At 45.3% G+C, this 23,545-nt stretch carries 16 protein-coding genes and 1 other RNA gene; 12 read left to right on the top strand and 5 right to left on the bottom strand.

From position 1 onward, the window contains the following. Positions 1-197: 197 nt before the first annotated feature. The 9 genes from ACQEXR_RS03805 (at position 198) to ACQEXR_RS03765 (ending at position 11,177) form a co-directional block, all read left to right on the top strand. Entirely contained in the window at positions 198-2,207 is a 2,010-nt protein-coding gene (locus ACQEXR_RS03805; protein ID WP_427019772.1) for a diguanylate cyclase domain-containing protein, read from the top strand. 127 nt (positions 2,208-2,334) lie between these two features. Further along, positions 2,335-2,431, top strand: an RNA gene (gene ffs / locus ACQEXR_RS03800) — signal recognition particle sRNA small type. Positions 2,432-3,116: 685 nt separating this feature from the next. Continuing rightward, a complete protein-coding gene (locus ACQEXR_RS03795; protein ID WP_426950369.1) occupies positions 3,117-4,757 on the top strand; it encodes an ABC transporter substrate-binding protein in 1,641 nt (546 codons plus the stop codon). A 71-nt stretch (positions 4,758-4,828) separates the two neighbouring features. Then, positions 4,829-5,749 carry an oligopeptide ABC transporter permease OppB gene (gene oppB, locus ACQEXR_RS03790; protein ID WP_331417280.1) on the top strand — a complete coding sequence of 307 codons (921 nt, stop codon included), beginning with the start codon at positions 4,829-4,831 and terminating at the stop codon, positions 5,747-5,749. A 15-nt stretch (positions 5,750-5,764) separates the two neighbouring features. Continuing rightward, positions 5,765-6,667, top strand: coding sequence for an oligopeptide ABC transporter permease OppC (gene oppC, locus ACQEXR_RS03785; RefSeq protein WP_269375978.1), 903 nt, complete (start codon positions 5,765-5,767; stop codon positions 6,665-6,667). 29 nt (positions 6,668-6,696) lie between these two features. Continuing rightward, positions 6,697-7,668 (top strand): ABC transporter ATP-binding protein, encoded by a 972-nt coding sequence (locus ACQEXR_RS03780; protein WP_427019771.1) that lies wholly within the window; start codon positions 6,697-6,699, stop codon positions 7,666-7,668. After that, positions 7,665-8,660, top strand: a complete 996-nt coding sequence (gene oppF / locus ACQEXR_RS03775; protein WP_331417282.1) for a murein tripeptide/oligopeptide ABC transporter ATP binding protein OppF — start codon at positions 7,665-7,667, stop codon at positions 8,658-8,660. The genes ACQEXR_RS03780 and oppF overlap by 4 nt, the downstream gene beginning before the upstream one ends. Before the next feature lie 178 nt (positions 8,661-8,838). After that, positions 8,839-9,783 carry a glutathione S-transferase family protein gene (locus ACQEXR_RS03770; RefSeq protein WP_427019770.1) on the top strand — a complete coding sequence of 315 codons (945 nt, stop codon included), beginning with the start codon at positions 8,839-8,841 and terminating at the stop codon, positions 9,781-9,783. Between the two features lie 119 nt (positions 9,784-9,902). Further along, complete coding sequence (locus ACQEXR_RS03765; protein WP_427019769.1) at positions 9,903-11,177, top strand: MgtC/SapB family protein; 1,275 nt, start codon at positions 9,903-9,905, stop codon at positions 11,175-11,177. A gap of 63 nt (positions 11,178-11,240) precedes the next feature. Here ACQEXR_RS03765 and pta read toward each other — a convergent pair whose 3' ends face one another. Together pta and ACQEXR_RS03755 are read right to left on the bottom strand one after the other, a co-directional pair. Next, positions 11,241-13,406 (bottom strand): phosphate acetyltransferase, encoded by a 2,166-nt coding sequence (gene pta, locus ACQEXR_RS03760; protein ID WP_426950365.1) that lies wholly within the window; start codon positions 13,404-13,406, stop codon positions 11,241-11,243. Between the two features lie 121 nt (positions 13,407-13,527). Next, complete coding sequence (locus ACQEXR_RS03755) at positions 13,528-14,724, bottom strand: acetate kinase (protein WP_426950362.1); 1,197 nt, start codon at positions 14,722-14,724, stop codon at positions 13,528-13,530. A gap of 350 nt (positions 14,725-15,074) precedes the next feature. On the opposite strand from ACQEXR_RS03755, the gene yfbV reads away from it, so the two are divergent. Further along, positions 15,075-15,527 (top strand): terminus macrodomain insulation protein YfbV, encoded by a 453-nt coding sequence (gene yfbV / locus ACQEXR_RS03750; protein ID WP_138973341.1) that lies wholly within the window; start codon positions 15,075-15,077, stop codon positions 15,525-15,527. 130 nt (positions 15,528-15,657) lie between these two features. Here yfbV and ald read toward each other — a convergent pair whose 3' ends face one another. After that, entirely contained in the window at positions 15,658-16,782 is a 1,125-nt protein-coding gene (gene ald / locus ACQEXR_RS03745; RefSeq protein WP_138973340.1) for an alanine dehydrogenase, read from the bottom strand. Between the two features lie 174 nt (positions 16,783-16,956). Between ald and lrp the strand changes: the two genes are divergently transcribed. After that, the gene (lrp, locus tag ACQEXR_RS03740) at positions 16,957-17,451 is read left to right on the top strand and encodes a leucine-responsive transcriptional regulator Lrp (RefSeq protein WP_004414493.1); all 495 of its coding nucleotides are present in this window, start codon (positions 16,957-16,959) and stop codon (positions 17,449-17,451) included. A gap of 181 nt (positions 17,452-17,632) precedes the next feature. Next, positions 17,633-20,542 (top strand): DNA translocase FtsK 4TM domain-containing protein, encoded by a 2,910-nt coding sequence (locus ACQEXR_RS03735; RefSeq protein WP_427019768.1) that lies wholly within the window; start codon positions 17,633-17,635, stop codon positions 20,540-20,542. 196 nt (positions 20,543-20,738) lie between these two features. Here ACQEXR_RS03735 and dsbB read toward each other — a convergent pair whose 3' ends face one another. Both dsbB and nhaB read right to left on the bottom strand, forming a co-directional pair. Beyond that, the gene (gene dsbB / locus ACQEXR_RS03730; protein WP_426950359.1) at positions 20,739-21,260 is read right to left on the bottom strand and encodes a disulfide bond formation protein DsbB; all 522 of its coding nucleotides are present in this window, start codon (positions 21,258-21,260) and stop codon (positions 20,739-20,741) included. Between the two features lie 88 nt (positions 21,261-21,348). Then, positions 21,349-22,938: a Na(+)/H(+) antiporter NhaB gene (gene nhaB, locus ACQEXR_RS03725; RefSeq protein ID WP_426950358.1), complete on the bottom strand. Its 1,590-nt coding sequence runs from the start codon at positions 22,936-22,938 to the stop codon at positions 21,349-21,351. Positions 22,939-23,545 lie beyond the last annotated feature (607 nt).

The raw sequence follows: 23,545 nt of genomic DNA, 5'->3' as shown, positions 1-23,545 counted from the left end.
TATTCAACTATGTGTGTCAAAATTGCGCATGTTTTGAACGGTGAGTGGGTTGATAAGGACAATACTTTTAAACAAGTGCTTGTTTGTCCGACACTTTAGTTCGGCATCCGACTCGATGATATCCCCAGGGCATCTTTGTTCCTTGGTCATCTTTGAGATAAGAGAATTCATAACTATTCAAATAGGAACAAGCAAGGATGACCTACCTCTGGCGCATGTGGTGCACTGTGTTTTGCATGCTATTGATACCCACAACGTACGCAAACACCAAATATAAGGTCGCGATGGAGGCGGATGATGTCGTCTCACGGATACTTTTTGATGCTGTTTCTGAGCAATTTGGGTTGCAGGTGGAGTATGTCTATTATCCAAGCTTTAATAGTATCCTAAATGCCGTAAAGACTTCGCAAGCCGATTTTGCCGCCAACGTTACTTATACTACTGAGCGCGCTGAGTTTTTTGAGTTCTCAAGCCCAACCAATATTGAATACACCTATCTTTTTAGTTTGATCAATGCCGACTTGGATGAAGTCTCAACCGTCGGAGTACCCGCCGGAACCATTTATGGCGAGTTGATTCACGCTAACTATCCAGAAATGAGCTTGGTAGAATATCGTGGACATGACCAAGCTAAATCCTTGATTGAGTCAGGGCAAGTTGATGGTGTTGTTGACGCGATCAATCAGTTAAAACCCATGCTTCTCGCGGGTTACGATGCACAATTGCTTAACCATCAACTGATGATTAAGCCCGTTTCAATTATTGCGCCAAAAGGCAAACATCAAAACTTACTCAAAACGATTGAACATTATGTGCACGGCGCAGAGGTACAAAAACTTCTGCGCGAGTCGGTGAAGCAGTATCAATTTGATTTGAGAAAACAGGCGTTACGTCAGGATGTTATTGATAGCCTGATCAACTATCAAAAGCCCTTGAGAGTTAAGATTGAAAATATAGGTCAGTACGCCAAATACCAACCAGACGGCAGTATCAGTGGCATTACTGCCGATGTGGTTTTACAGGCATGTGAGATCCTGATGCTCAAATGTAACCTCGTAAGTACCTACGATGAATCTTGGGAGAGCATGTACCGTGACTTGATCGAGCAAGAGATTGATGTTCTATCACCTATTGTGGCTTCTGAATCACGCAAGAACATCGCGTATTTTAGTGTGCCTTACTATTTCCCAGAAGCCATTCTGGTCAAAAGGGAAGGGTACAAAGAGAATGTTTACAGCAACGTCTCAGAGTTAATCGCCGAGAGAATTGGCGTGATCCGAGACGACTTCTATCAAGAGTTACTTTCGCAGCGTCTACCTAATAAAGTCCTCCATGCTTATCCAAGTGGTGATGCAATCTATGAAGCGCTATTAGACGGAAAAATTGATTATTTGGCGGTCAGCCGAGCTAACTTCAATAAACGACTACGCGAATCCAATGATCTCCTTCCACTCGCAGAGGAAACATTGATTGGCAGCTACTACAAATCACCGATTGCGATAGGTTTTGCCAAGAACGATCTAGGAGAAACGCTAGCGCCACTCTTTACTCGAGCAATCAAAATGATCGATGTTGAGCGCATTATCAGCAAATACGATTATCAACCGGACTGGAAAGCCACCTTACATGCAGAACAGGCGTTCTCACGAAATAGCCAGTTTCTCTTCTTATTGGTGCTAGGGTTTTTAGTGGTCGTGGCGATGTATCTGCATAGTCAATCAAATACCGATAATCTAACCAGGTTACGTAATCGACGAGCGCTAAAGCAGAAATATAGAAGCGGCATCAATGGGGATGAGACCTTAATCTATTTAGATGTAAACCGATTCAAACAGATCAATGACAGCTATGGTCATGAAGTCGGTGACCAAGTGTTAAAAGCGGTGGCGAGCTACATTAGTCGTTATTGGCGTGGATCGAGCTATCGAATTGGTGGCGATGAGTTTGTGCTGGTCGGTAAGGTTACGCCAGAAGAAGTCAGCAAGTTAAAAAGCCAGTTTGAGTTGTTTCCGTTCGCTTCTGATGACAAAAGCATTGCGTTCAATGTCTCCCTAGCTTTCGGGGCTTCACCTTCAGGAAGACACTTTATGAGCATTGAAGAAGTGATACATGAAGCCGATGTAGAAATGTATCAGCACAAGCAAGCGCAAGCAGACGGAAAAAATGGGGCGAGACAAGCTGCGAAAGTGGTTTCTCTCAACTCATAGTGGTTACTCACTAAGCAGTTGAATCGAAAAGATGACTTTTCTGCCTTGTTTGACTTGAAATAGCCCTGAGGATGACTGATAATCCCCTCACTCCTTAGCTCTGCTAAGGAAAACGAATCTATGGAGGCCCTGGTCCTCCCGCAACAATAGCTCGTGAACTCGGTCAGGTCCGGAAGGAAGCAGCCGCAGCGAGTGACTTGTGTGCCGGGATGTGGCTGGGGCTTCCACCCATTTGAAAAGCCGCTTTTATTAGCGGCTTTTTGCTATCTGAGTTTCTCATCTTTGTGCCTCGCCCCATAACTCCAACACTACTATTACTCTTCGCCTCCAGTGGCTATTCGGTTAATGACTTGAATGGCAATAGTCAGACTAACCTTACAAAAAAACATAAAGAAATCGCCACTCGCAATTGATATAAATATTTATTGTTTGGTGGTTCGCCGTGAGTGACGTCTTATCTTAAGCGCTTAGACTTAAGTAAAGTATAGAGAGGTGACTGGTTTCACAGAACGCAATTTTTCCAAAGGCAAATGTAGCTATTTGTTATCTAGATTGCATTACTTATGTAAAATTTTCCGCACAATATATAGCATAAGATGCTAAAAAAGCTTCTTATTAGATAATTTGGCACTTCAATCTGCTTGGGAGAGAATTTTTATTTTATTCAACTAAGGAATTCTTGATACCTAGAGATTCTTACCAATTTATTGACGTAATCGGGTGTATATACGACTTTTTGCTACATTTTTATGGCAAATTACTTCAATGATTGCTAATGTGTGCCGCAATCTTTGTATTATTTTAGATTTTTATGCTTAATTTTTGAGCTAAACAGTTCTAAATCACTGGCCGTTCTAGTGAGATACAAAGAAGTCATGGATGCAATACATAAAACTCGGAGTTTAATGCATGTACAAGAATAAAATCACACAAGCCCTACTTCTAGGCGCTGGTTTGGCAGTGGCTGCCACTTCTACTACTACACTTGCAGCAGATGTTCCTGCTGGCACTCAACTAGCTAAAGTTCAAGAACTGGTCCGTGGTAACGGTACTGAAGTTGCGTCTCTTGACCCACATAAAGTTGAAGGTGTTCCAGAGTCACACGTTCTACGCGACTTAATGGAAGGGCTAGTGATTCAAGATGGTCCAGGTAACACAATCCCTGGCGCAGCTGAGTCTTGGACTACAGAAGACAACCAAACTTTCACTTTCAAAATCCGTAAAGACGCTAAATGGTCTAACGGTGACCCAGTAACTGCGTACGATTTCGAATACAGCTTCAAGCGTGCAGCAGATCCAGCGACAGCATCACCATACGCTTGGTACATCGAATATACAAAGATGAAGAATGCAAAAGACATTATTGCTGGCAAAAAAGACGTAAGCGAGCTTGGTGTTAAAGCTGTTGACGATCACACTCTAGTACTAGAAACCGAAGTACCACTACCTTACTTTGTTAAGATGATGGCACACACAACAATGTACCCAGTTCACAAGGCAACTGTTGAAAAATTCGGTAGCGATTGGACTAAACCAGGTAACTTCGTTGGTAACGGTGCATTCGTACTTGCTGACTGGGTTGTGAACGAGAAAATCGTACTTGAGCGCAACACAAATTACTGGGACAACAAAGACACAGTCATTGATAAGGTAACTTTCCTACCTATCGAAAACCAAAACGCGGAAATGAACCGCTTCCTATCTGGTGAAATTCACCTAACATACGAAGTGCCAAACGAGCAATTCCGTCGTCTATCTAAAGATTACCCAGAGAACGTTGTTGTTTCTCCAAACCTATGTACTTACTACTATGGTTTCAACACTCAACGCCCTCCATTTGACGATGTACGCGTACGTAAGGCACTGTCTTACACGATCGATCGTGACATCATCACTAACGCAATTCTTGGTCAAGGCCAGAAGCCAGCATTCGCGCTGACTCACAGCGGTATCACAGGTTTCTCTCCTGAAGCGCCTGAGTACGCATCTCTATCTCAAAAAGAGCGTATAGAGAAAGCGAAAGAGCTTCTAGCAGAAGCAGGCTTTGGTCAGGGTAAACCACTAGACTTCACACTTCTTTACAACACTTCAGAGAACCACAAGAAGATCGCTGTAGCGGTACAATCTATGTGGAAGAAATCTCTAGGTGGTTTCGTAAACGTGAAACTTGAAAACCAAGAGTGGAAAACGTACCTAGACAGCAGCAAGCAAGGCAACTTTGATGTTCGTCGTGCGGGCTGGTGTGCTGACTACAACGAAGCATCTACTTTCCTAGCAATCGCTATGACTGAGAATGGTTCAAACGATCAGAAATACTCTAGCGCTGTTTTTGACAAAGCGATGAACGACGCTGTAAACGTAGCGAAAACGGATGAAGAACGTAATGCGTTCTATGCAATTGCTGAAGCTCAGCTTGCGCAAGACATGCCAATCGCTCCGATTTACCAGTACGTTCAGCCTCGCCTAGTGAGCACAGTGGTAGGCGGCTATCCTGATCAGAACCCTCAGGACAATATCTACTCAAAAGATATGTACATTATTAAAAAATAGTAATTTGAAGTAGATAAGAATGCGCCCATAGCCTGCGCTATGGGTGCATTTTTTTAGATGTGAGATGCATTATGTTGAAGTTAATTTTTACTCGTATTGTGGAAGCAATTCCGACCTTACTTGTCCTAATAACCGTTTCTTTTTTCCTTATGCGTTTTGCTCCAGGTAACCCTTTTTCATCAGAAAAGACTTTGCCACCTGAAGTAATGCAAAACATCAATGAGAAATATGGTCTAGACAAGCCTTTATTTGAACAATACACCACCTATTTAGGCAATATTTTGCAAGGTGATTTTGGCCCTTCATTCAAATACAAAGACTACACCGTTAATGAGTTAGTCGCTGAAGCATTACCAGTTTCAGCTAAAGTGGGCTTTTACGCGTTTATTTTTACCGTGATCGTCGGTGTGGCGGTCGGTACACTGGCTGCACTGAAACAGAATACTTGGCTTGACTATTCGGTCATGTCCACGTCCATGATAGGGGTGGTGTTACCCTCCTTCGTATTTGCTCCTGTTCTGATTTATATCTTTTCGATCGGCTTAGGCTGGTTCCCAGCGGGCGGTTGGAACGGTGGTGCGATTGAGTACATGGTACTTCCAGTGTTAGGTATGTCATTCCTGTACATTGCGACCTTTGCTCGTATCACTCGTGGTTCAATGATTGAAACTCTCAACAGTAACTTTATCCGTACAGCACGAGCTAAGGGCTTGAGCTACCGTTACATTGTTCTTAAGCATGCGCTGAAACCTGCGCTGCTACCTGTAGTTTCTTACATGGGTCCTGCATTCGTAGGTATCATTACTGGTTCTGTTGTTATCGAAACGATCTTTGGTCTGCCAGGTATCGGTAAGCTATTCGTTAACGCAGCATTTAACCGTGACTACTCGCTAGTAATGGGAATTACCATCTTAATTGGTTTCCTATTCATCTTGTTCAACGCTGTTGTTGATATTTTACTAGCGTTAATCGACCCGAAAATCCGTTACTAACAGGGAAGTATCGTTATGTTAACGAAAAAAGAGAATCTAGAAGCGATCGAAAAATTCTCAGAGAATCTTGAGATTGAAGGTCGCAGTTTATGGCAGGACGCGCGAATCCGCTTTATGCGTAACAAAGCGGCTATGGTGAGTCTTTTCATCCTATTTATCATGACATTGGCGGTGATTTTCTTGCCAATGATCGCGCCATACACGTTCGATGATACGGATTGGTATGCGATGCACGTTGGGCCAAGCGCGGAACACTGGTTTGGTACTGATAGCTTAGGTCGTGACCTATATGTTCGTACCCTTATTGGTGGTCGTATCTCGTTAATGGTTGGTGTACTAGGCGCACTTGTCGCTGTACTTATTGGTACACTTTACGGCGCGGCATCTGGCTTCATTGGCGGCAAAGTAGACCGTCTGATGATGCGTGTACTAGAGATCCTATACGCGGTTCCATTTATGTTCCTAGTTATCGTACTAGTTACATTCTTTGGTCGTAATATCATCCTTATCTTCGTAGCGATTGGTGCTATTGCATGGTTGGATATGGCGCGTATTGTACGTGGTCAGACACTAAGCTTGCGTAGCAAAGAGTTTATCGAAGCTGCCCATGTTTGTGGTGTGAGTAAATGGAAAATCATCACTCGCCATATCGTACCAAACGTATTGGGTATTGTAGCGGTTTACTCAACGCTGCTTATTCCTAGCATGATTCTAACGGAGTCATTCTTATCATTCCTTGGTCTTGGTGTTCAGGAGCCAATGACAAGTTGGGGCGCACTACTTCAAGAAGGGGCACAGACAATGGAAATTGCTATCTGGCAACTTTCATTCCCAGCAGCCTTTATGGTCGTGACTCTATTCTGCTTCAACTATGTTGGTGATGGTCTGCGTGACGCGCTTGACCCGAAAGACCGCTAATTAAAAGTATAAAGATTAAGGAAGCAATGATGAGTCTATTAGATGTCAAAGACTTGCGTGTCGAATTCACCACTCAAGATGGTATCGTCACCGCAGTAAACGATTTGAACTTCTCTCTCAAGCAAGGTGAAACACTTGGTATTGTAGGGGAGTCTGGTTCAGGTAAATCTCAAACTGTATTCGCAATCATGGGACTGTTAGCTAAAAACGGTATCATCTCAGGTAGCGCTAAGTTTGAAGGTAACGAAATCCTTAACCTACCAGAAGCTGCTCTGAACAAGGTGCGTGCAGAGCAGATTGCAATGATTTTCCAAGACCCAATGACCTCACTTAACCCATACATGAAGGTAAGTGAACAGTTGATGGAAGTTCTGATGCTGCACAAAGGCATGGGCAGAGCAGAAGCGTTCGAAGAGTCTGTACGCATGCTAGAAGCGGTGAAAATTCCCGAAGCTCGTAAGCGTATTACTATGTACCCGCATGAGTTTTCTGGCGGTATGCGTCAGCGTGTAATGATCGCGATGGCACTACTATGTCGTCCGAAGCTGCTTATCGCCGATGAACCAACAACGGCATTGGACGTGACTGTTCAAGCGCAGATCATGGATCTATTGAACGAGTTGAAACGTGAGTTCAACACGGCAATCATCATGATCACCCACGACCTGGGTGTTGTCGCGGGTTCATGTGACAAAGTACTCGTTATGTATGCAGGTCGTACCATGGAGTATGGGGCAGTCGACGAAATCTTCTACAACCCAAGTCATCCTTACGCTGAAGGTCTACTTAAAGCGATTCCTCGTCTTGATACTGAAGGCGAAATTTTGCCAACAATTCCAGGCAATCCACCGAACTTACTTCGTTTGCCACCTGGCTGTCCTTATCAGGAGCGTTGCCACCGTGTAACAGATCGTTGTAAGAGCGAAACGCCAATCCTAACTCCGTTTGGAGATGGGCGTCAGCGCGCATGTTTTTCTGATTGGGAGGCTTGGAACAAATGAGTTTAGAGAACAAATCGTTATTGTTGGACGTAAAGAACCTAAAAGTTCACTTTAACATTGCTGCCAAGTCAGCATGGCCATGGGCTAAGCCTGCTAACCTTAAAGCGGTAGATGGCGTAAACGTTCGTCTATACGAAGGTGAAACGCTTGGCGTAGTAGGGGAATCAGGCTGTGGTAAGTCAACCTTTGCACGTGCAATCATCGGCTTAGTCGAAGCGACCGACGGTGATGTAATGTGGCTTGGTCAAGACTTGACTAAGATGAAAGAAGTGCAGCGCCGTGAAACTCGTAAAGAGATTCAGATGATTTTCCAAGACCCACTCGCGTCTTTGAATCCACGTATGACGGTTGGCGATATCATTGCGGAACCTTTAGAAACGTTCTACCCAGAGCTATCTAAGCTAGAAGTGAAAGATCGTGTAAAAGAAATGATGGCTAAAGTCGGTCTACTACCGAACGTTATCAACCGTTACCCACACGAATTTTCTGGTGGTCAATGTCAGCGTATCGGTATTGCCCGTGCACTGATCCTAAAACCTAAGATGATCATCTGTGATGAACCTGTATCGGCGCTAGACGTATCGATTCAGGCGCAGGTCGTTAACTTGCTTAAAGAGCTTCAGAAAGAACTTGGACTTTCGCTGGTATTCATCGCTCACGACTTGTCAGTTGTAAAACACATTTCCGATCGTGTGCTGGTTATGTATTTAGGTAACGCAGTAGAGCTTGGTGAGTCTGACGCTTTGTTTGCAGATCCTAAGCATCCATATACTCGCGCACTTATGTCTGCGGTACCAATCCCAGATCCTAAGCTAGAGCGAGCTAAGCACATTGAAATGCTTGAAGGTGATTTACCATCGCCAATCAATCCACCTTCTGGCTGTGTTTTCCGTACTCGTTGCCCACAGGCAACCGATGCGTGTGCGAAGACTAAACCAACGATTGAAGGTACCGATGTTCACGCTGTTTCGTGTTTACACGTAAGCGTATAACTCGCTTTGTCACTATTAACGCGGCGTCCTAGAGGACGCCGCGTTTTTTTGTGCCTGACCTACTCATCAACCAACTAATTCAAATAATTTGAACAACTAAACCAAGACTGCCTAATTAATCTTATCGAGGTTTCTTTTTATACTGAACTCATCAACATATTGGCGTGAGGAGTGGAAGATGGGCAAACTAGTCGAAGGCGTGTGGCACGATGTTTGGTATGACACCAAATCAAACAACGGCAAATTTGTACGCGAAGATGCGGGTTTTAGAAACTGGATAAAAAACCGACCCGATGCGCAGTTTCAACCAGAGTCTGGTCGCTACCACCTATTTGTCTCTCTTGCCTGTCCTTGGGCACATAGAACCCTTATCTTTCGCAAGCTCAAAGGTCTAGAAGAGCATATCGATTTAACCATTGTCTGCCCAGACATGATGTCTGAAGGCTGGCAAATGGGACTGCCGGAGCCACTTTTCGGTCATACTCGCCTGCATCAAATTTACACCCAAGCGAAAGCAGATTACACAGGGCGAGTGACGGTGCCTGTGCTGTGGGACAAGAAGCACAACACCATCGTTAGCAATGAGTCTTCAGAAATCATCCGAATGTTTAACTCAGAATTCAACCACATTACTGGCAATATGGATGATTACTACCCAGAGCACGAGCGAGCGTTAATTAACGAGTGGAATGCTTATATTTATCCAAACGTGAACAATGGTGTCTACCGATGTGGATTCGCAACAACGCAAGATGCGTACGAAGAAGCGTATGAAGGTTTGTTTGCCTCACTAGATAGGCTGGATGCCCACTTAGCCAATCATCGCTATTTAACGGGATCTAAAATTACGGAGGCAGACTGGCGTTTATTTACGACTTTGATCCGTTTTGATGCGGTTTATGTCGGCCACTTCAAATGCAATAAACAACGTATCGCGGACTATCCAAATCTTAACGGATATCTCAAGGAGCTATATCAGATTCCAGGTATTAAGGAAACCACAGACTTCTACCATATTAAGAGACATTACTACTACAGCCACACTGGGATTAACCCAACTCAAGTTGTGCCAAAAGGCCCCAAACTGGATTTAGACACGCCTCACGGCAGGGATAAAAGTTAACGACTCAGCAAAAACGCCACACAAGTGGCGTTTTTTTCAGTTTTATACGGCGAGTCACGATTTTAGCCGCCAAATTGCGTAATCTTATGATAGTAAAGCCAAAGTTTGAGGGCTGAGGGATGGATATCAACGGATTAGTCAACGGCGAACACCTGATGTGGAATCTTTTTGTTGCCTTGTTACTCGGTGCGATTGTCGGTACTCAGCGTGGTTGGGTAATGCGTAACAGTGTTGAGGGCAGTCGGGTTGCAGGTATCCGTACTTTCTCATTGGTCGGCCTTCTCGGTGGGCTTACGGCAATTTTGGCGAAGCTCTATTCGCCATTACTGATTGGCTTTGCGTTGATCGCTTTAGTCGTCTTGGCTTGTATCGCGTTCGTTGTTCAACAAAAAAAGAACGCCGACGTGAGCATCACTGGCGTGGTGAGTCTACTGGTCACGTTTGTGCTAGGCATACTAGCTGTATCCGGTGAAGCTGTGCTGGCAGCCGCATCTGCTGTGGTGACGGCGGTCGTTTTGGATAACAAAAGAGAGTTGCACCAAGCGCTACAGCGACTTAAAGAGTATGAATTGGATGCGGGATTACGCTTATTGCTAATTTCCATCGTGATGTTACCTTTGCTGCCGAATGAAACCTACGGCCCTTGGAATGCGCTCAATCCCTATGAAATATGGTGGATGGTGGTACTGATTGCCAGTATCTCATTTGTTGGTTATTTCGCGATAAAAATCGGTGGCGCGAAACGAGGTATCTTGTTTACCTCGGTGTTTGCGGGTTTAAGTTCTTCGACTGCGCTTACACTCCAGTTTTCTCATCTATCACGTGAACAACCAAGTATAAGTCCTCTGCTTGCGAGTGGCATTTTGCTCAGTTGTGGAACTATGTTCCCGCGTCTCTTAATTGTACTTTCCGTGATTAATCCTCAGCTAGTTACCTTGCTATGGCCAATTGTCATCGCCATGATGATCGCGCTCTATCTGCCAGCATGGTGGGTTTGGCGTAAAAGTGGCGTTAACAATATTGAACCTTCAAACAAGCAAGCCAATCCCCTTGCTCTGCAATCAGCGTTGTTTTTTGGTGTCATATTGGCGGTGATCATGTTGCTATCTCAAGCACTATTGCAATGGTTCGGTGATACCGGCGTTCTACTACTCTCCGCTTTATCGGGTATCACAGATGTTGACGCAATATCCTTGGCTTTAAGTCGTCAGAGTAACGATACCCTGAGTGTTACAACCGCTATGCTAGGCATCATTATTGCCGCTTCGGTCAATACGGTGGTCAAAATGGGTATGGTGGTGGCTATCGGCGATAGACGGCTGTGGATTAGGGTTGCGCCCATTATGGTCGGGTGCGTTGCGACTGGTGGTGCGATGTACTTAGCGATGTATTGAGCGGATTTGAATAAAAGAAACCCCCGCCGAAGCGAGGGTTTGTATCACTAATAAGAGATTGGGTTAGTTAACCGCTTTCTCTTCCGCTTGTTCTGCTTGAGCCGCCTGAATCGCTGTTAGTGCAACCGTGTAGACGATATCGTCAACGAGAGCACCGCGAGATAGGTCGTTTACAGGCTTACGCATACCTTGAAGCATTGGACCGATAGAGACTAGATCTGCTGAACGCTGTACCGCTTTGTATGTCGTGTTACCAGTGTTTAGGTCTGGGAATACGAATACTGTTGCTTTACCCGCAACTGGAGAGTTTGGCGCTTTAGAAGCCGCTACGTTTTCCATGATCGCTGCGTCGTATTGTAGAGGACCGTCGATAACAAGATCAGGACGCTTCTCTTGAGCAATCTTAGTCGCTTCACGTACTTTGTCTACATCAGCACCCTTACCAGATTCACCAGTAGAGTATGAGATCATTGCAACGCGTGGTTCGATACCGAATGCGGCTGCTGAATCAGCAGACTGGATAGCGATTTCCGCCAACTGTTCAGCTGTTGGATCAGGGTTGATCGCACAGTCACCGTAAACCAGAACCTGGTCAGGAAGCAGCATGAAGAAAACAGAAGATACGATAGACGCATCAGGTGCAGTCTTGATGATTTGGAACGGAGGAACGATAGTGTTCGCAGTCGTGTGAACTGCACCAGAAACTAGACCGTCTACTTCGTTATTTTCAAGCATCATAGTGCCTAGGAACACTGAGTCTTGTAGCTTCTCACGAGCAACAACTTCAGTCATACCTTTCGCGCCACGTAGCTCAACGAGACGCGCGACGTAATTTTCACGTACTTCATCAGAGTTGATGATCGTTACGCCCGCACCGAGTTCGACGCCTTGCTGCGCAGCAACACGTTTGATCTCTTCTGGGTTACCCAAAAGCACACATTCAGCGATACCACGCTCTGCACAGATAGCCGCAGCTTTAACTGTACGTGGCTCATCACCTTCAGGAAGAACGATACGTTTACCTGCTTTACGAGCGAACTCAGTTAGCTGGTAACGGAATGCTGGAGGGCTTAGACGACGAGACTTCTTAGTACCTTCAGTCATAGACTCGATCCAGTTGCCATCGATGTTGCCAGCAACGTGCTCGTTGATGAACTCGATACGCTCTTTATCGTCCGCTGGAACTTCAATGCTGAAACTCTGTAGGTTCAGAGAAGTCTGCCAAGTGTTACCTTGCGCTTTGAAGATAGGCAGACCTGAATCGAACGCAGGCTTACATAGGCCAACGATCTGTTCTGGGATATCGTAACCACCAGTCAGAAGGATTGCACCGATTTCAACACCGTTCATTGCAGCTAGAGCCGCAGCAACGATGACGTCAGGACGGTCTGCTGAAGTGACTAGCAGTGAACCTGGCTTGAAGTGTTCAATCATGTTTGGTAGCGAACGTGCACAGAAAGTGATGCTCTTAATGCGGCGAGTTTTAATATCACCAGCATTGATGATATCCGCATTCAGGTGCTTAGCCATATCGATAGCACGTGTCGCGATTAGGTCAATGCTCCATGGCACACAACCTAATACACGGATTGGAGATGTGTTAAAGATCTCCATTACTTTCATTTCGTTTTGCTTCGCACTATCAGCATCGTCAAAGATTTCTGATAGGTCAGGACGCGTACGACCTGCTTCATCAACAGGCGCATTCAGTTTGTTGATGATAACGCCTGAAATGTTCTTATTCTTAGTACCGCCGAAGTTTGAACATGCAACTTCGATGCGCTCTTTAAGTTGCGCAGGGTTGTCTGTACCTGGAGTGGCAACAAGCACGATTTCAGCGCCAAGTGTTGCCGCGATTTCTGCGTTTACTTGGTTTGCAAATGGGTGCTTGCGAGTTGGTACTAGACCTTCAATAAGCGTTACGTCTGCATCATTGTTGATCTGGTTGTAACGCTCAACCACTGTTTCTAGTAGTTCATCCATGTTGTCATTACCGATTAGGTTTTCGGCAACAGACATTGTCATAGGTGTACCAATCTTCATATCGCTGTTAGCGCCAACGATTGTTGACGTTAGATCTGGCTGATCACCGCCAGAACGTGGTTGACAGATTGGTTTGTAAAAAGAAACTTTAACGCCTTTGCGCTCCATTGCGCGCAGAACACCCATGCTTACGCTAGTAAGACCAACACCAGCACTTGCAGGGATAAGCATAATAGTACGAGACATTCGTAGAGTACCTTTAGCTATTGGGGGGAAAAGCTCAACTGCGTGTTCCTGACTAAAACGAGGATAGAAGTTGAGCCCCATAGTAAGAAAACCGGCTGACGAGGTCAGCCGGTTAAGTCAATTAAAGACCTGCTAGACGAGCAGTGTCTTCAGCGATAACTAGCTCTTCGTTTGTAGAGATAACCATTGCTGGAATACGGCTGTTTTCTGTTGTGATAGTGCCTTCACCACCGAAACGAGCTTTAAGGTTTGCTTCGCTATCGACTTCGATACCGAAGATGCCTAGACGGTTAAGAACCATTTCACGGATTGGGCCTGAGTTTTCGCCGATACCGCCAGTGAACACGATAGCGTCTAGACGGCCTTCAAGAGAAGCTGTGTAACCCGCTACGTACTTAGCTAGACGGTGACAGAACACGTCCATAGCACGAGTTGCTTCTTCTTTCTCACCGTAGTTGTCTTCAACGAAACGACAGTCAGAAGTCACTTCAGTTAGACCCGCTAGACCAGACTCTTTCGTTAGCATGTTGTTGATTTTCTCAACTGAGTAACCAAGAGTGTCGTGTAGGTGGAAGATGATTGCAGGATCGATGTCGCCACAACGAGTACCCATTACTAGACCTTCAAGAGGAGTTAGACCCATAGAAGTGTCTACTGACTTACCGTTCTTAACCGCACATACAGAAGCACCGTTACCTAGGTGACAGTTGATGATGTTTACTTCTTCAACTGGCTTGCCAAGGATGTTAGCTACTTCACGTGTGATAAATAGGTGAGAAGTACCGTGCATGCCGTAACGACGGATACCGTGTTCTTTGTACAGGCTGTATGGAAGAGCGTATAGGTAAGACTCTTCTGGCATCGTTTGGTGGAAAGCAGTATCGAACACAGCAACGTTTTTCAGCGCTGGGAAAGATTTTTGAGCTGCTTTGATACCGATGATGTGAGCAGGGTTGTGAAGAGGTGCCAGTGTTGCACAGTCTTCGATGCCTTTAAGTACGTCGTCAGTAATTAGTGCAGACTGAGTGAACTTCTCGCCGCCGTGTACAACACGGTGACCGATTGCTGCTAGGTTCTCAGAAAGCTCTGGCTTAGAAGCAAGAATAGTTTCTACCATGAACGCTAGTGCTTCTTCGTGAGCTGCACCGTTGCCCAGTTGAGCTTCGTGCTTACCGTCAAGTTTCCACTTGATACGAGCTTCTGGAAGGTGCAGACATTCTGCAAGACCCGTTAGATGCTCATCACCGCTTTCTGCATCAACAACAGCAAATTTAAGAGAAGAACTACCGCAGTTTAAAACTAAAACTAGCTTTGACATGAGTGACTACCTGTAATAATCAGTTAGGATAAAAATTAATCACAAGAATAGACGATGCATTACAAGCTGCGTACTAATCTTGGTCAAAAAAACTTAGAATTCCATATAAAAAGACAGTGGCGATCCAGATCAACCACTCTTGCATCCGCTGCAGAAAGGTCTCAAGAGTTGCTTAAATTGTAAATAACGGCAACAATGAGATTGTGGGTCCGCAAAGGATAACGATAATAACCAATGATAACAAAAAAAATTTGAAAGAATATTAACTTTCATCAATTTTTTGTCCTTATAGTTGAATCTTTCAACTAAATTTTAGTTTTGGACCCACGGACGAAGTGAGAGAGCCCCCTATGAGTAATAAAGTCGGTTTAGTTCACAGCCTACGAGACGGGCAAAAGTACATGGATATTTGGCCCATGCGCAAAGAGCTGAATATGCTATTCCCTGAGCAGCGGATCATTAAAGCAACTCGCTTTGGTGTAAAAGTGATGCCCGCTATTGCCGCGATCAGCGTACTTACCCAAATGGCGTTCAATAATTACCAGTCGATGCCTCAGGCCGTGATCATTGCATTATTTGCGATCAGTATGCCGATTCAAGGCATGTGGTGGTTAGGGAATCGATCTAATACTCAGCTTCCGCCAGCACTTGCCGGCTGGTACCGCGAAATTTACCAAAAAATTGTCGAAAGTGGCTGTGCGTTAGAACCGATGAAATCGCGTCCTCGCTATAAAGAGTTAGCACAGATACTCAATCGTGCGTTTCGTCAGTTAGATAAGTCAGCGTTGGAGCGCTGGTTCTAAGATAAGCGACGAGCTTCTAGTGAAAAGTGTTGGCATAGCAAATGTTGTGTCAATAATTGCTCGCCACTCGCCACTCAAACAAAAAAACGCCCACCGAAGTGAGCGTTTTTATCAATTCAATCATTCAACATTAGTTGAACATAGCGATTGCTTGTGCTGGTTCTACATACTCTAGGTTGAAGCTTTCAGCCACTTCTTTACACGTTACTTTACCGTGAATGACGTTCAAGCCTTCTAGGAAGCCTTTGTCTGCGAGTAGGGCTTCGCGGTAACCTTTGTTAGCAAGTTTAACAATGTACGGCAGTGTTGCATTGTTAAGAGCAAACGTAGAAGTACGAGCAACTGCACCTGGCATATTTGCAACACAGTAGTGAACTACGTCGTCAACGATGTAAGTTGGTTCTGCATGCGTTGTTGCGTGTGAAGTCTCGAAACAGCCGCCTTGGTCGATTGCTACGTCAACAACCGCTGAACCTGGCTTCATCTTAGCGATATGCTCTTTTGTTACTAGTTTAGGCGCTGCTGCACCTGGGATTAGTACTGCGCCAATAACTAGGTCAGCTTCTAGAACATGCTTCTCAATGGCATCTTCTGTAGAGTAAACCACTTTTGCACGACCTTGGAATTCTTCATCCAAACGACGTAGAGCGTCTACGTTACGGTCAAGGATAGTTACGTCAGCGCGTAGACCTACAGCCATACGTGCCGCGTTAGCACCAACGACACCGCCGCCGATAACTACAACTTTAGCTGGCTCAACACCAGGTACACCGCCAATCAGAAGGCCGCTACCACCGTGAGATTTCTCTAAAGTTTGTGCACCCGCTTGAATAGACATGCGACCTGCTACCTCAGACATTGGCGCAAGTAGTGGCAACCTACCCATATTATCTGTTACAGTCTCATATGCTATACAGACAGCTTTGCTCTTGATTAGCTCTTCAGTTTGTGGAAAATCTGGTGCTAGGTGCAAATAAGTAAATAAAATTTGCCCTTCTCGAAGCATAGCTCGCTCGACAGCTTGAGGTTCTTTAACCTTTACAATCATTTCTGCTTTCGCGAAAACGTCAGCAGCGGTAGGAAGAATGGATGCGCCTACAGCGATGTAATCATCGTCTGAAAAACCGATGCCTGAACCGGCATTAGTTTCAACAAAAACTTGGTGACCTTGAGACACTAGCTCGCGAACGCTCGCTGGGATCATACCAACACGGTATTCGTGGTTTTTGATTTCCTTAGGTACGCCAATAATCATCCTGAATCCTCATTTTATGTTAGTTGTATAAACTATGATGGTTGTATTAACTGTTTGTAGGGTAATTCTGTCGAATTAATATCTAGTATAGATATGTTTGAATAAAATTTGATACTGAATATTAAAAAGTTGTAGTATATTTTTTTGCAAGGAAGTAATAAGGTGGAATAAAAAATGGCAGACAACAATAAAAAGCCGTCCAAGGATCTAGATCGCATCGACCGCAACATTCTTAATGAGTTGCAGAAAGATGGTCGAATTTCGAACGTAGAGTTATCAAAACGTGTAGGACTTTCTCCTACACCGTGTTTGGAACGTGTACGTCGTTTAGAGCGCCAGGGGTACATTACGGGTTATACCGCATTGCTTAACCCGCAATATCTCGACGCGTCATTACTCGTGTTTGTAGAGATTACGTTAAACCGAGGTGCACCAGACGTGTTTGAGCAGTTCAACACTGCGGTGCAGAAACTGGATGATATTCAAGAGTGTCACCTAGTTTCTGGTGACTTTGACTATTTGTTAAAAACACGTGTATCAGACATGAGTGCTTACCGTAAGCTTCTGGGTGATACGCTTCTTCGTTTACCAGGTGTTAACGACACACGAACATACGTGGTAATGGAAGAAGTCAAACAAACCAACCAGTTGGTGATCAAAACTCGATAGTTCTGACATGATCTCAAGCCTAAAGTCCTAATAGCTTTCGATATTCTGACTTTAAGCAATTGGGTTTTTGCGCCTGATATGGTTAAATCGATAGTCCGAGTAGCGTTGCTGCTCGGACTATTTTTTTCTTACCGATCAGAGCCTCTTCGCTCATTGGTGTTTCACATAGATAAAGTTGGTTATGTTTAAAGAAACCAAAAATAAAGTACATACGATCATTAAGACGGGTGAGGAATCACCGACGTCCCGCCTCAGCGGTCCACAACGCCTTCAGGAATGTAGCTTGATCGTGATTGTTTTAATTTCGATATTCCTATCAGTGGCATTGACGACCTTTAGTGCCGCCGATCCTTCGTGGTCGCAAACCGCATGGGGGGGAGAGATAGATAACGCTGGTGGGCTCGTGGGAGCTTGGTTGGCGGATACGCTGTTTTTTGTTTTTGGTTCTTTAGCTTATGTGATTCCATTTGTGGTGACGGCAACGGCCTGGGTCATGTTACGCAAACGCGAAGAAGGTGAAACGCTCGACCTCATGCTTTGGGGGGCTCGATTGTTAGGTCTCACGGTCATCATTTTGACCAGCTGTGGTTTGGCGGATATCAACTTCGACGATATCTGGTATTTCTCCTCTGGCGGGGTGATCGGTGATGTCTTGACCAGTCTTGCCCTTCCGACACTGAATGTTTTAGGTACCACTTTGGTCTTTCTTTTCCTGTGGGGGGCAGGGTTTACCTTGCTCACGGGTATTTCATGGCTGTCGATAGTTGATTGGCTCGGAGAGAAAACCATCCAACTCATTACTCTGTTGGTTAACAAGATGAGAGGTCGTCAGGATGAAGTTCTCGAAGCGGAACTCAATCATTACGAAAGTGCGGATTCTCTATCCATTGACCCTGAAGAAGCCCAACCACAAGCCCAGCCAGCAACGCAAAGTGAAAGACGCTTTAATATCCATATGCCAGAGATGGCAACGGTCAAAGCCGTAGAACCTACGCCTCAACCTCAGGTTCGTGAGACAGCAGAACCAGAGTGGCAAACGACGGTTGAACCATCGATGGAATTCTCCGCAATGACCAATCATGCGGAGGTAGAACCGATCGACCCAGCACCAACGCTTGAAAGAACCAAGCAACTTGGTGCTACGATTGAAGAGTTAGAAAATGCTGCGCGTAGCGTTGATGATCTTGCGCCAAGCCCAGAGGTTACCGCGAGTGTGGAAGAGCAACTCAGTGTTGTTTCCGCACAAGAGTCAGCACCATTACCGTCAGAATCATCGAATCAAGAGAGGGTTGATCTGCCTTGGCACACTGACTTGGTTGAAGAAGAGATTATTCAGCCTTCAATTAGCGATTCTGACTTGGCACAAATCTCTTCTGAAATTACCCCTGACGAAGAGTATCAGGAACCTGTTATTTCATCCTTTGATGTCGTTGAAGATTCTGCGGCTGAAATGGTTCATCCACTAGAGGCAGAAGACATTGCTGATAAAGACGCGGCGGCTCTGCACAACCTAGTTGAAGAAGCGAAAGCAAAAGTGGTTGCCCAGCAGAATCCATTTTTGGTTCAGCACGAGCCAAATCTGCCAAAACCTCTTGAGCCGATGCCAACTCTTGAGCTGTTGTATCATCCAGAAAAACGAGAAAACTTTATTGATCGCGAAGCGCTGGAGAATATCGCTCGTCTGGTAGAAGCCAAACTGGCAGACTACAAGATTCAGGCAACCGTTGTTGATATCTTCCCAGGCCCTGTCATTACAAGATTTGAACTCGATCTCGCACCGGGTGTTAAAGTAAGCCGAATCTCTAGTTTGTCGATGGATTTAGCTCGTTCGCTATCTGCGATGGCGGTTCGTGTTGTCGAAGTGATTCCAGGCAAACCTTATGTTGGTTTAGAGCTACCCAACATGAGTAGACAGACGGTTTTCTTCTCGGATGTGGTTGGCAGCCAGCAGTTTATTGAAGCCAAGTCTCCAACGACGGTTGTACTTGGTCAGGACATTGCCGGAGAGGCCGTGGTTGCCGATCTGTCTAAAATGCCACACGTTCTGGTGGCGGGTACCACAGGTTCCGGTAAGTCTGTGGGTGTCAACGTCATGATTCTCAGCATGCTATATAAAGCCACACCTGAAGAGGTTCGCTTTATCATGATTGACCCTAAAATGCTGGAATTATCCGTGTATGAAGGGATACCGCACCTCCTTTCAGAAGTTGTTACCGACATGAAAGACGCATCCAACGCACTCCGCTGGTGTGTGGGTGAGATGGAACGACGCTATAAGCTGATGTCGTTACTCGGGGTACGTAACATTAAAGGTTTCAACGATAAGCTAAAAATGGCAGCAGAAGCGGGGCATCCGATTCACGATCCGCTTTGGCAGCCGGGCGACAGTATGGATGAACATGCTCCGCTATTAGAAAAGCTACCATATATTGTTGTTATCGTTGATGAATTCGCTGATCTTATGATGGTAGTCGGCAAGAAGGTTGAAGAACTGATTGCTCGACTTGCTCAGAAAGCCCGTGCCGCCGGTATTCACTTGATTCTGGCGACACAGCGTCCTTCCGTTGACGTTATCACCGGCTTAATTAAGGCCAACATACCAACACGTGTGGCATTCACCGTTTCGACTAAGACGGACTCTCGTACCATCTTGGATCAGGGTGGCGCAGAGTCGCTACTTGGCATGGGTGATATGCTCTACTTGCCTCCAGGTTCTAGTCACACTGTACGTGTTCACGGCGCATTCGCCTCGGATGATGATGTTCATGCGGTAGTGAACAACTGGAAAGCGCGCGGAAAACCAAACTACATTGATGAAATCACTCATGGCGATCAAGGGCCTGACGCGCTGTTGCCGGGTGAGAAATTGGAAGATGATGAAGAGATGGATCCACTGTTTGACCAAGTCGTCGAACACGTGGTTCAGTCACGTCGTGGCTCAGTTTCAGGGGTGCAGCGCCGCTTTAAGATTGGCTACAACCGAGCGGCTCGAATTGTCGAACAACTTGAGGCACAAGGTATCGTCAGTGCGCCAGGTCACAACGGCAACCGTGAAGTGTTGGCACCAGCTCCCGGTAGGGAAATGAACTAGCGGGCGTCGCCCGCTGTTTAGAGAGGGCGAGAATGCTTCGCTGCGAGAGTCGAGAACGAACTCCGCCCTGCGAGACATATCTGTGGTGAGTGAGTCGCAAGATACTGGCAGGTCAGCTCCTTTGTAATTTAATCCTCCAGATATAAAAAGAAAGGGTTGACACCATGTGCCAACCCTTCAAACTTTTCACGACTCTCTATCGCTTACTCTTCGCCAATTGCGCAACCACTACAACAGCCAACGCCACTAAGTTTGCAGCAAAAATCACCACTAGCCACTGTGGCATTGATAGAGTCAGGAATTGCCACACCACCTTGCTGCAGTCACCGTAAGCTTCAAACATCCATGGAACCCACTTGTTGAGCGGTGCCCAGTCTGGGAAGGTCACAAACAGGTCACAGGTAGCGAATGGTGATGGATTAAATTGGTAATCAACGTGCTGTAATGCCAAAGTCAGACCTTTGTATGAGCTCGCGCCCCATGCCGCAAGACCTAGCCAACGAATAACAGGGTTGTTTGGGGCAATTAAACCAACTAATGCTGCTCCACCAATGCCGAGCATTGCAACGCGCTCATAGATACACATCACACATGGTGATAGCATCATCACATGTTGAAAGAAGAGGGCGCATGCTTCAAAGAAAACAACGAAGAGTAACAGCAACAACCAAGACAGTCGTCTTTGTGAAAATGTTTTGATACTGGAAAGAATGTTCACACAGATATCCTGTAGTAATAAAAAAGCTCTGAGTTATCAGAGCTTTTTATCGCGGAAAAGTTTCTCTATCAACAAAAACTTTTACTATTTAGTGTCCAGAAGATACTGCTGGGGCAATATCACCCACGTGAGGCATAATCCAACCAGCGTCGTAGAACCAAGCGGTCATTGGTTCTACCAAGAACACAATACCTGCTAAACCAACCAGTGCTAGCACTAGGGTATAAGGCAGTGCCATCAGCACCATACGGCCATATGAAAGGCGGACTAGAGGAGCTAATGCAGACGTCAGCAAGAACAGGAATGCTGCCTGACCGTTAGGGGTAGCAACTGATGGTAAGTTCGTACCTGTGTTGATTGCAACCGCTAGTAAATCAAACTGCTCGCGAGTAATAACACCTTCGATAAGAGCCGTCTTAACTTCGTTGATGTACACCGTACCAACGAATACGTTGTCTGATACCATCGACAGCAAACCGTTCGCCACGTAGAACAGAGCCAACTGAACTCCCTTATCTTCAACATGAAGTACCGCGTCAATCACTGGCTTGAATAGTTGCTGGTCAATGATTACCGCTACGACAGCGAAGAATACCGCGAGTAGTGCTGTGAACGGCAGAGCCTCTTCGAACGCTTTACCCATAGAATGTTCTTCAATTACGCCCGTAAACGCAGTTGCGAGGATAATCACCGAAAGACCGATCAAACCTACTGCTGCTAAGTGAAGCGCTAGACCTACAATCAACCAGACAGCGATGATGCCTTGGATCCATAGTTTGGCAACATCTTGGTTTGTACGTTTTTTGCGCTCTTCGTTGTCGAAGTCGACTAGGATCTGACGTACGTTTTCAGGTAAGCGTGCGCCGTAGCCAAAAACTTTGAGCTTCTCGACTAATACACAAGTCACCATACCGCAGATGAAAACCGGCGCCGTCACTGGCAGCATGCGAATGATGAACTCACCAAATTGCCAGCCTGCTTGGTCGGCAATGATTAGGTTTTGCGGTTCGCCAACCATGGTCATTACACCACCAAGTGCCGTACCGACACCTGCGTGCATAAGCAGTGAGCGAAGGAAAGCGCGGTAGTTTTCTAAGTCATCACGAGTTAGCTCTGAGAGGTGATCATCTTGAGTATGGTCGTGTGATGCATGCGGGCCTTGTCCTGATGCGACTTTGTGGTAGATAGCGTAGAAACCCACTGCAACACTGATAACAACAGCGATAACGGTCAAAGCATCAAGGAATGCCGATAAGAAAGCCGCCGCGAAACAGAAAGCTAGCGATAGCATGCTCTTAGAGCGAATACCAAGCAGTATCTTAGTAAAGATAAACAGCAGTAGCTGCTTCATGAAATAGATACCTGCAACCATGAAGACCAGCAGTAACAGTACTTCGATGTTGGCGACAAGTTCGTGCTTAACCTGCTCTGCGCTCGTCATACCGATAGCAACCGCCTCAATTGCCAACAAACCACCAGGCTGAAGTGGGTAACACTTTAATGCCATGGCAAGCGTGAAGATAAACTCAGCGACGAGTAACCAACCAGCGACAAATGGGTCGACAAAGAAGAAAACGAGAGGGTTAATGATTAAGAATGAAATGATGGCAATTTTATACCAATCTGGGGCTTTACCAAGAAAGTTCTTAATAAATGCATTTCCGAGTGACATCGGCATGATTCAAATACTCTTATATGTTGTTATGAATAGACACTGCAAGTGCTTGTATCTATTAACCAGCAGGCTACTTGTTCTGTCTAGGGGGGAAATACCCCTAAATAGGAACCAACCTGATTCAACAGTGACTTAGAAAAACAACATCGAGATCACGTTCATGTGGTCTTGCCAAGTCACTCCCTGAGAAAAACAAGCACTCCTTTACTTTGGTCGCCACTGTACTCTTCGAAGAAATTTAGTCAATGGGAAAAATAACGCTAGCGTTTTTATCTACAAACTTTTGTTTAAAAACGCGATCAAAGTGGCGTAAAAACAGGATGAGAGTTGTGAAAAACAAGGTTTAATGAGAGCTGACGTTTGAAAGCTTAGAATAAGAAAGAATATGTAATAATAATGAATGAAAATTACCTGTAAAGATTGCAATTATTAAATCTTAAATTTTGCGGATGGAGCTGGATATATAAGGGGTGATCAATGTTTATAATATGTTAAAATTGAAAATTCCGCTATTTCGTTGACCAATGTCTGTCAATGAATTCTGCATATATTTAGAGCTATAGCTCTATTGTGGTTTTGACGCACGTTTACTGAGTGTTTACAGAGTGAT

It is taken from the genome of Vibrio sp. TRT 2004 (assembly GCF_050113735.1).
GTDB lineage: Bacteria > Pseudomonadota > Gammaproteobacteria > Enterobacterales > Vibrionaceae > Vibrio.
The sequence above is the reverse complement of the archived record's forward strand: the minus strand, read 5'-3'. Positions and strand labels throughout refer to the sequence as shown.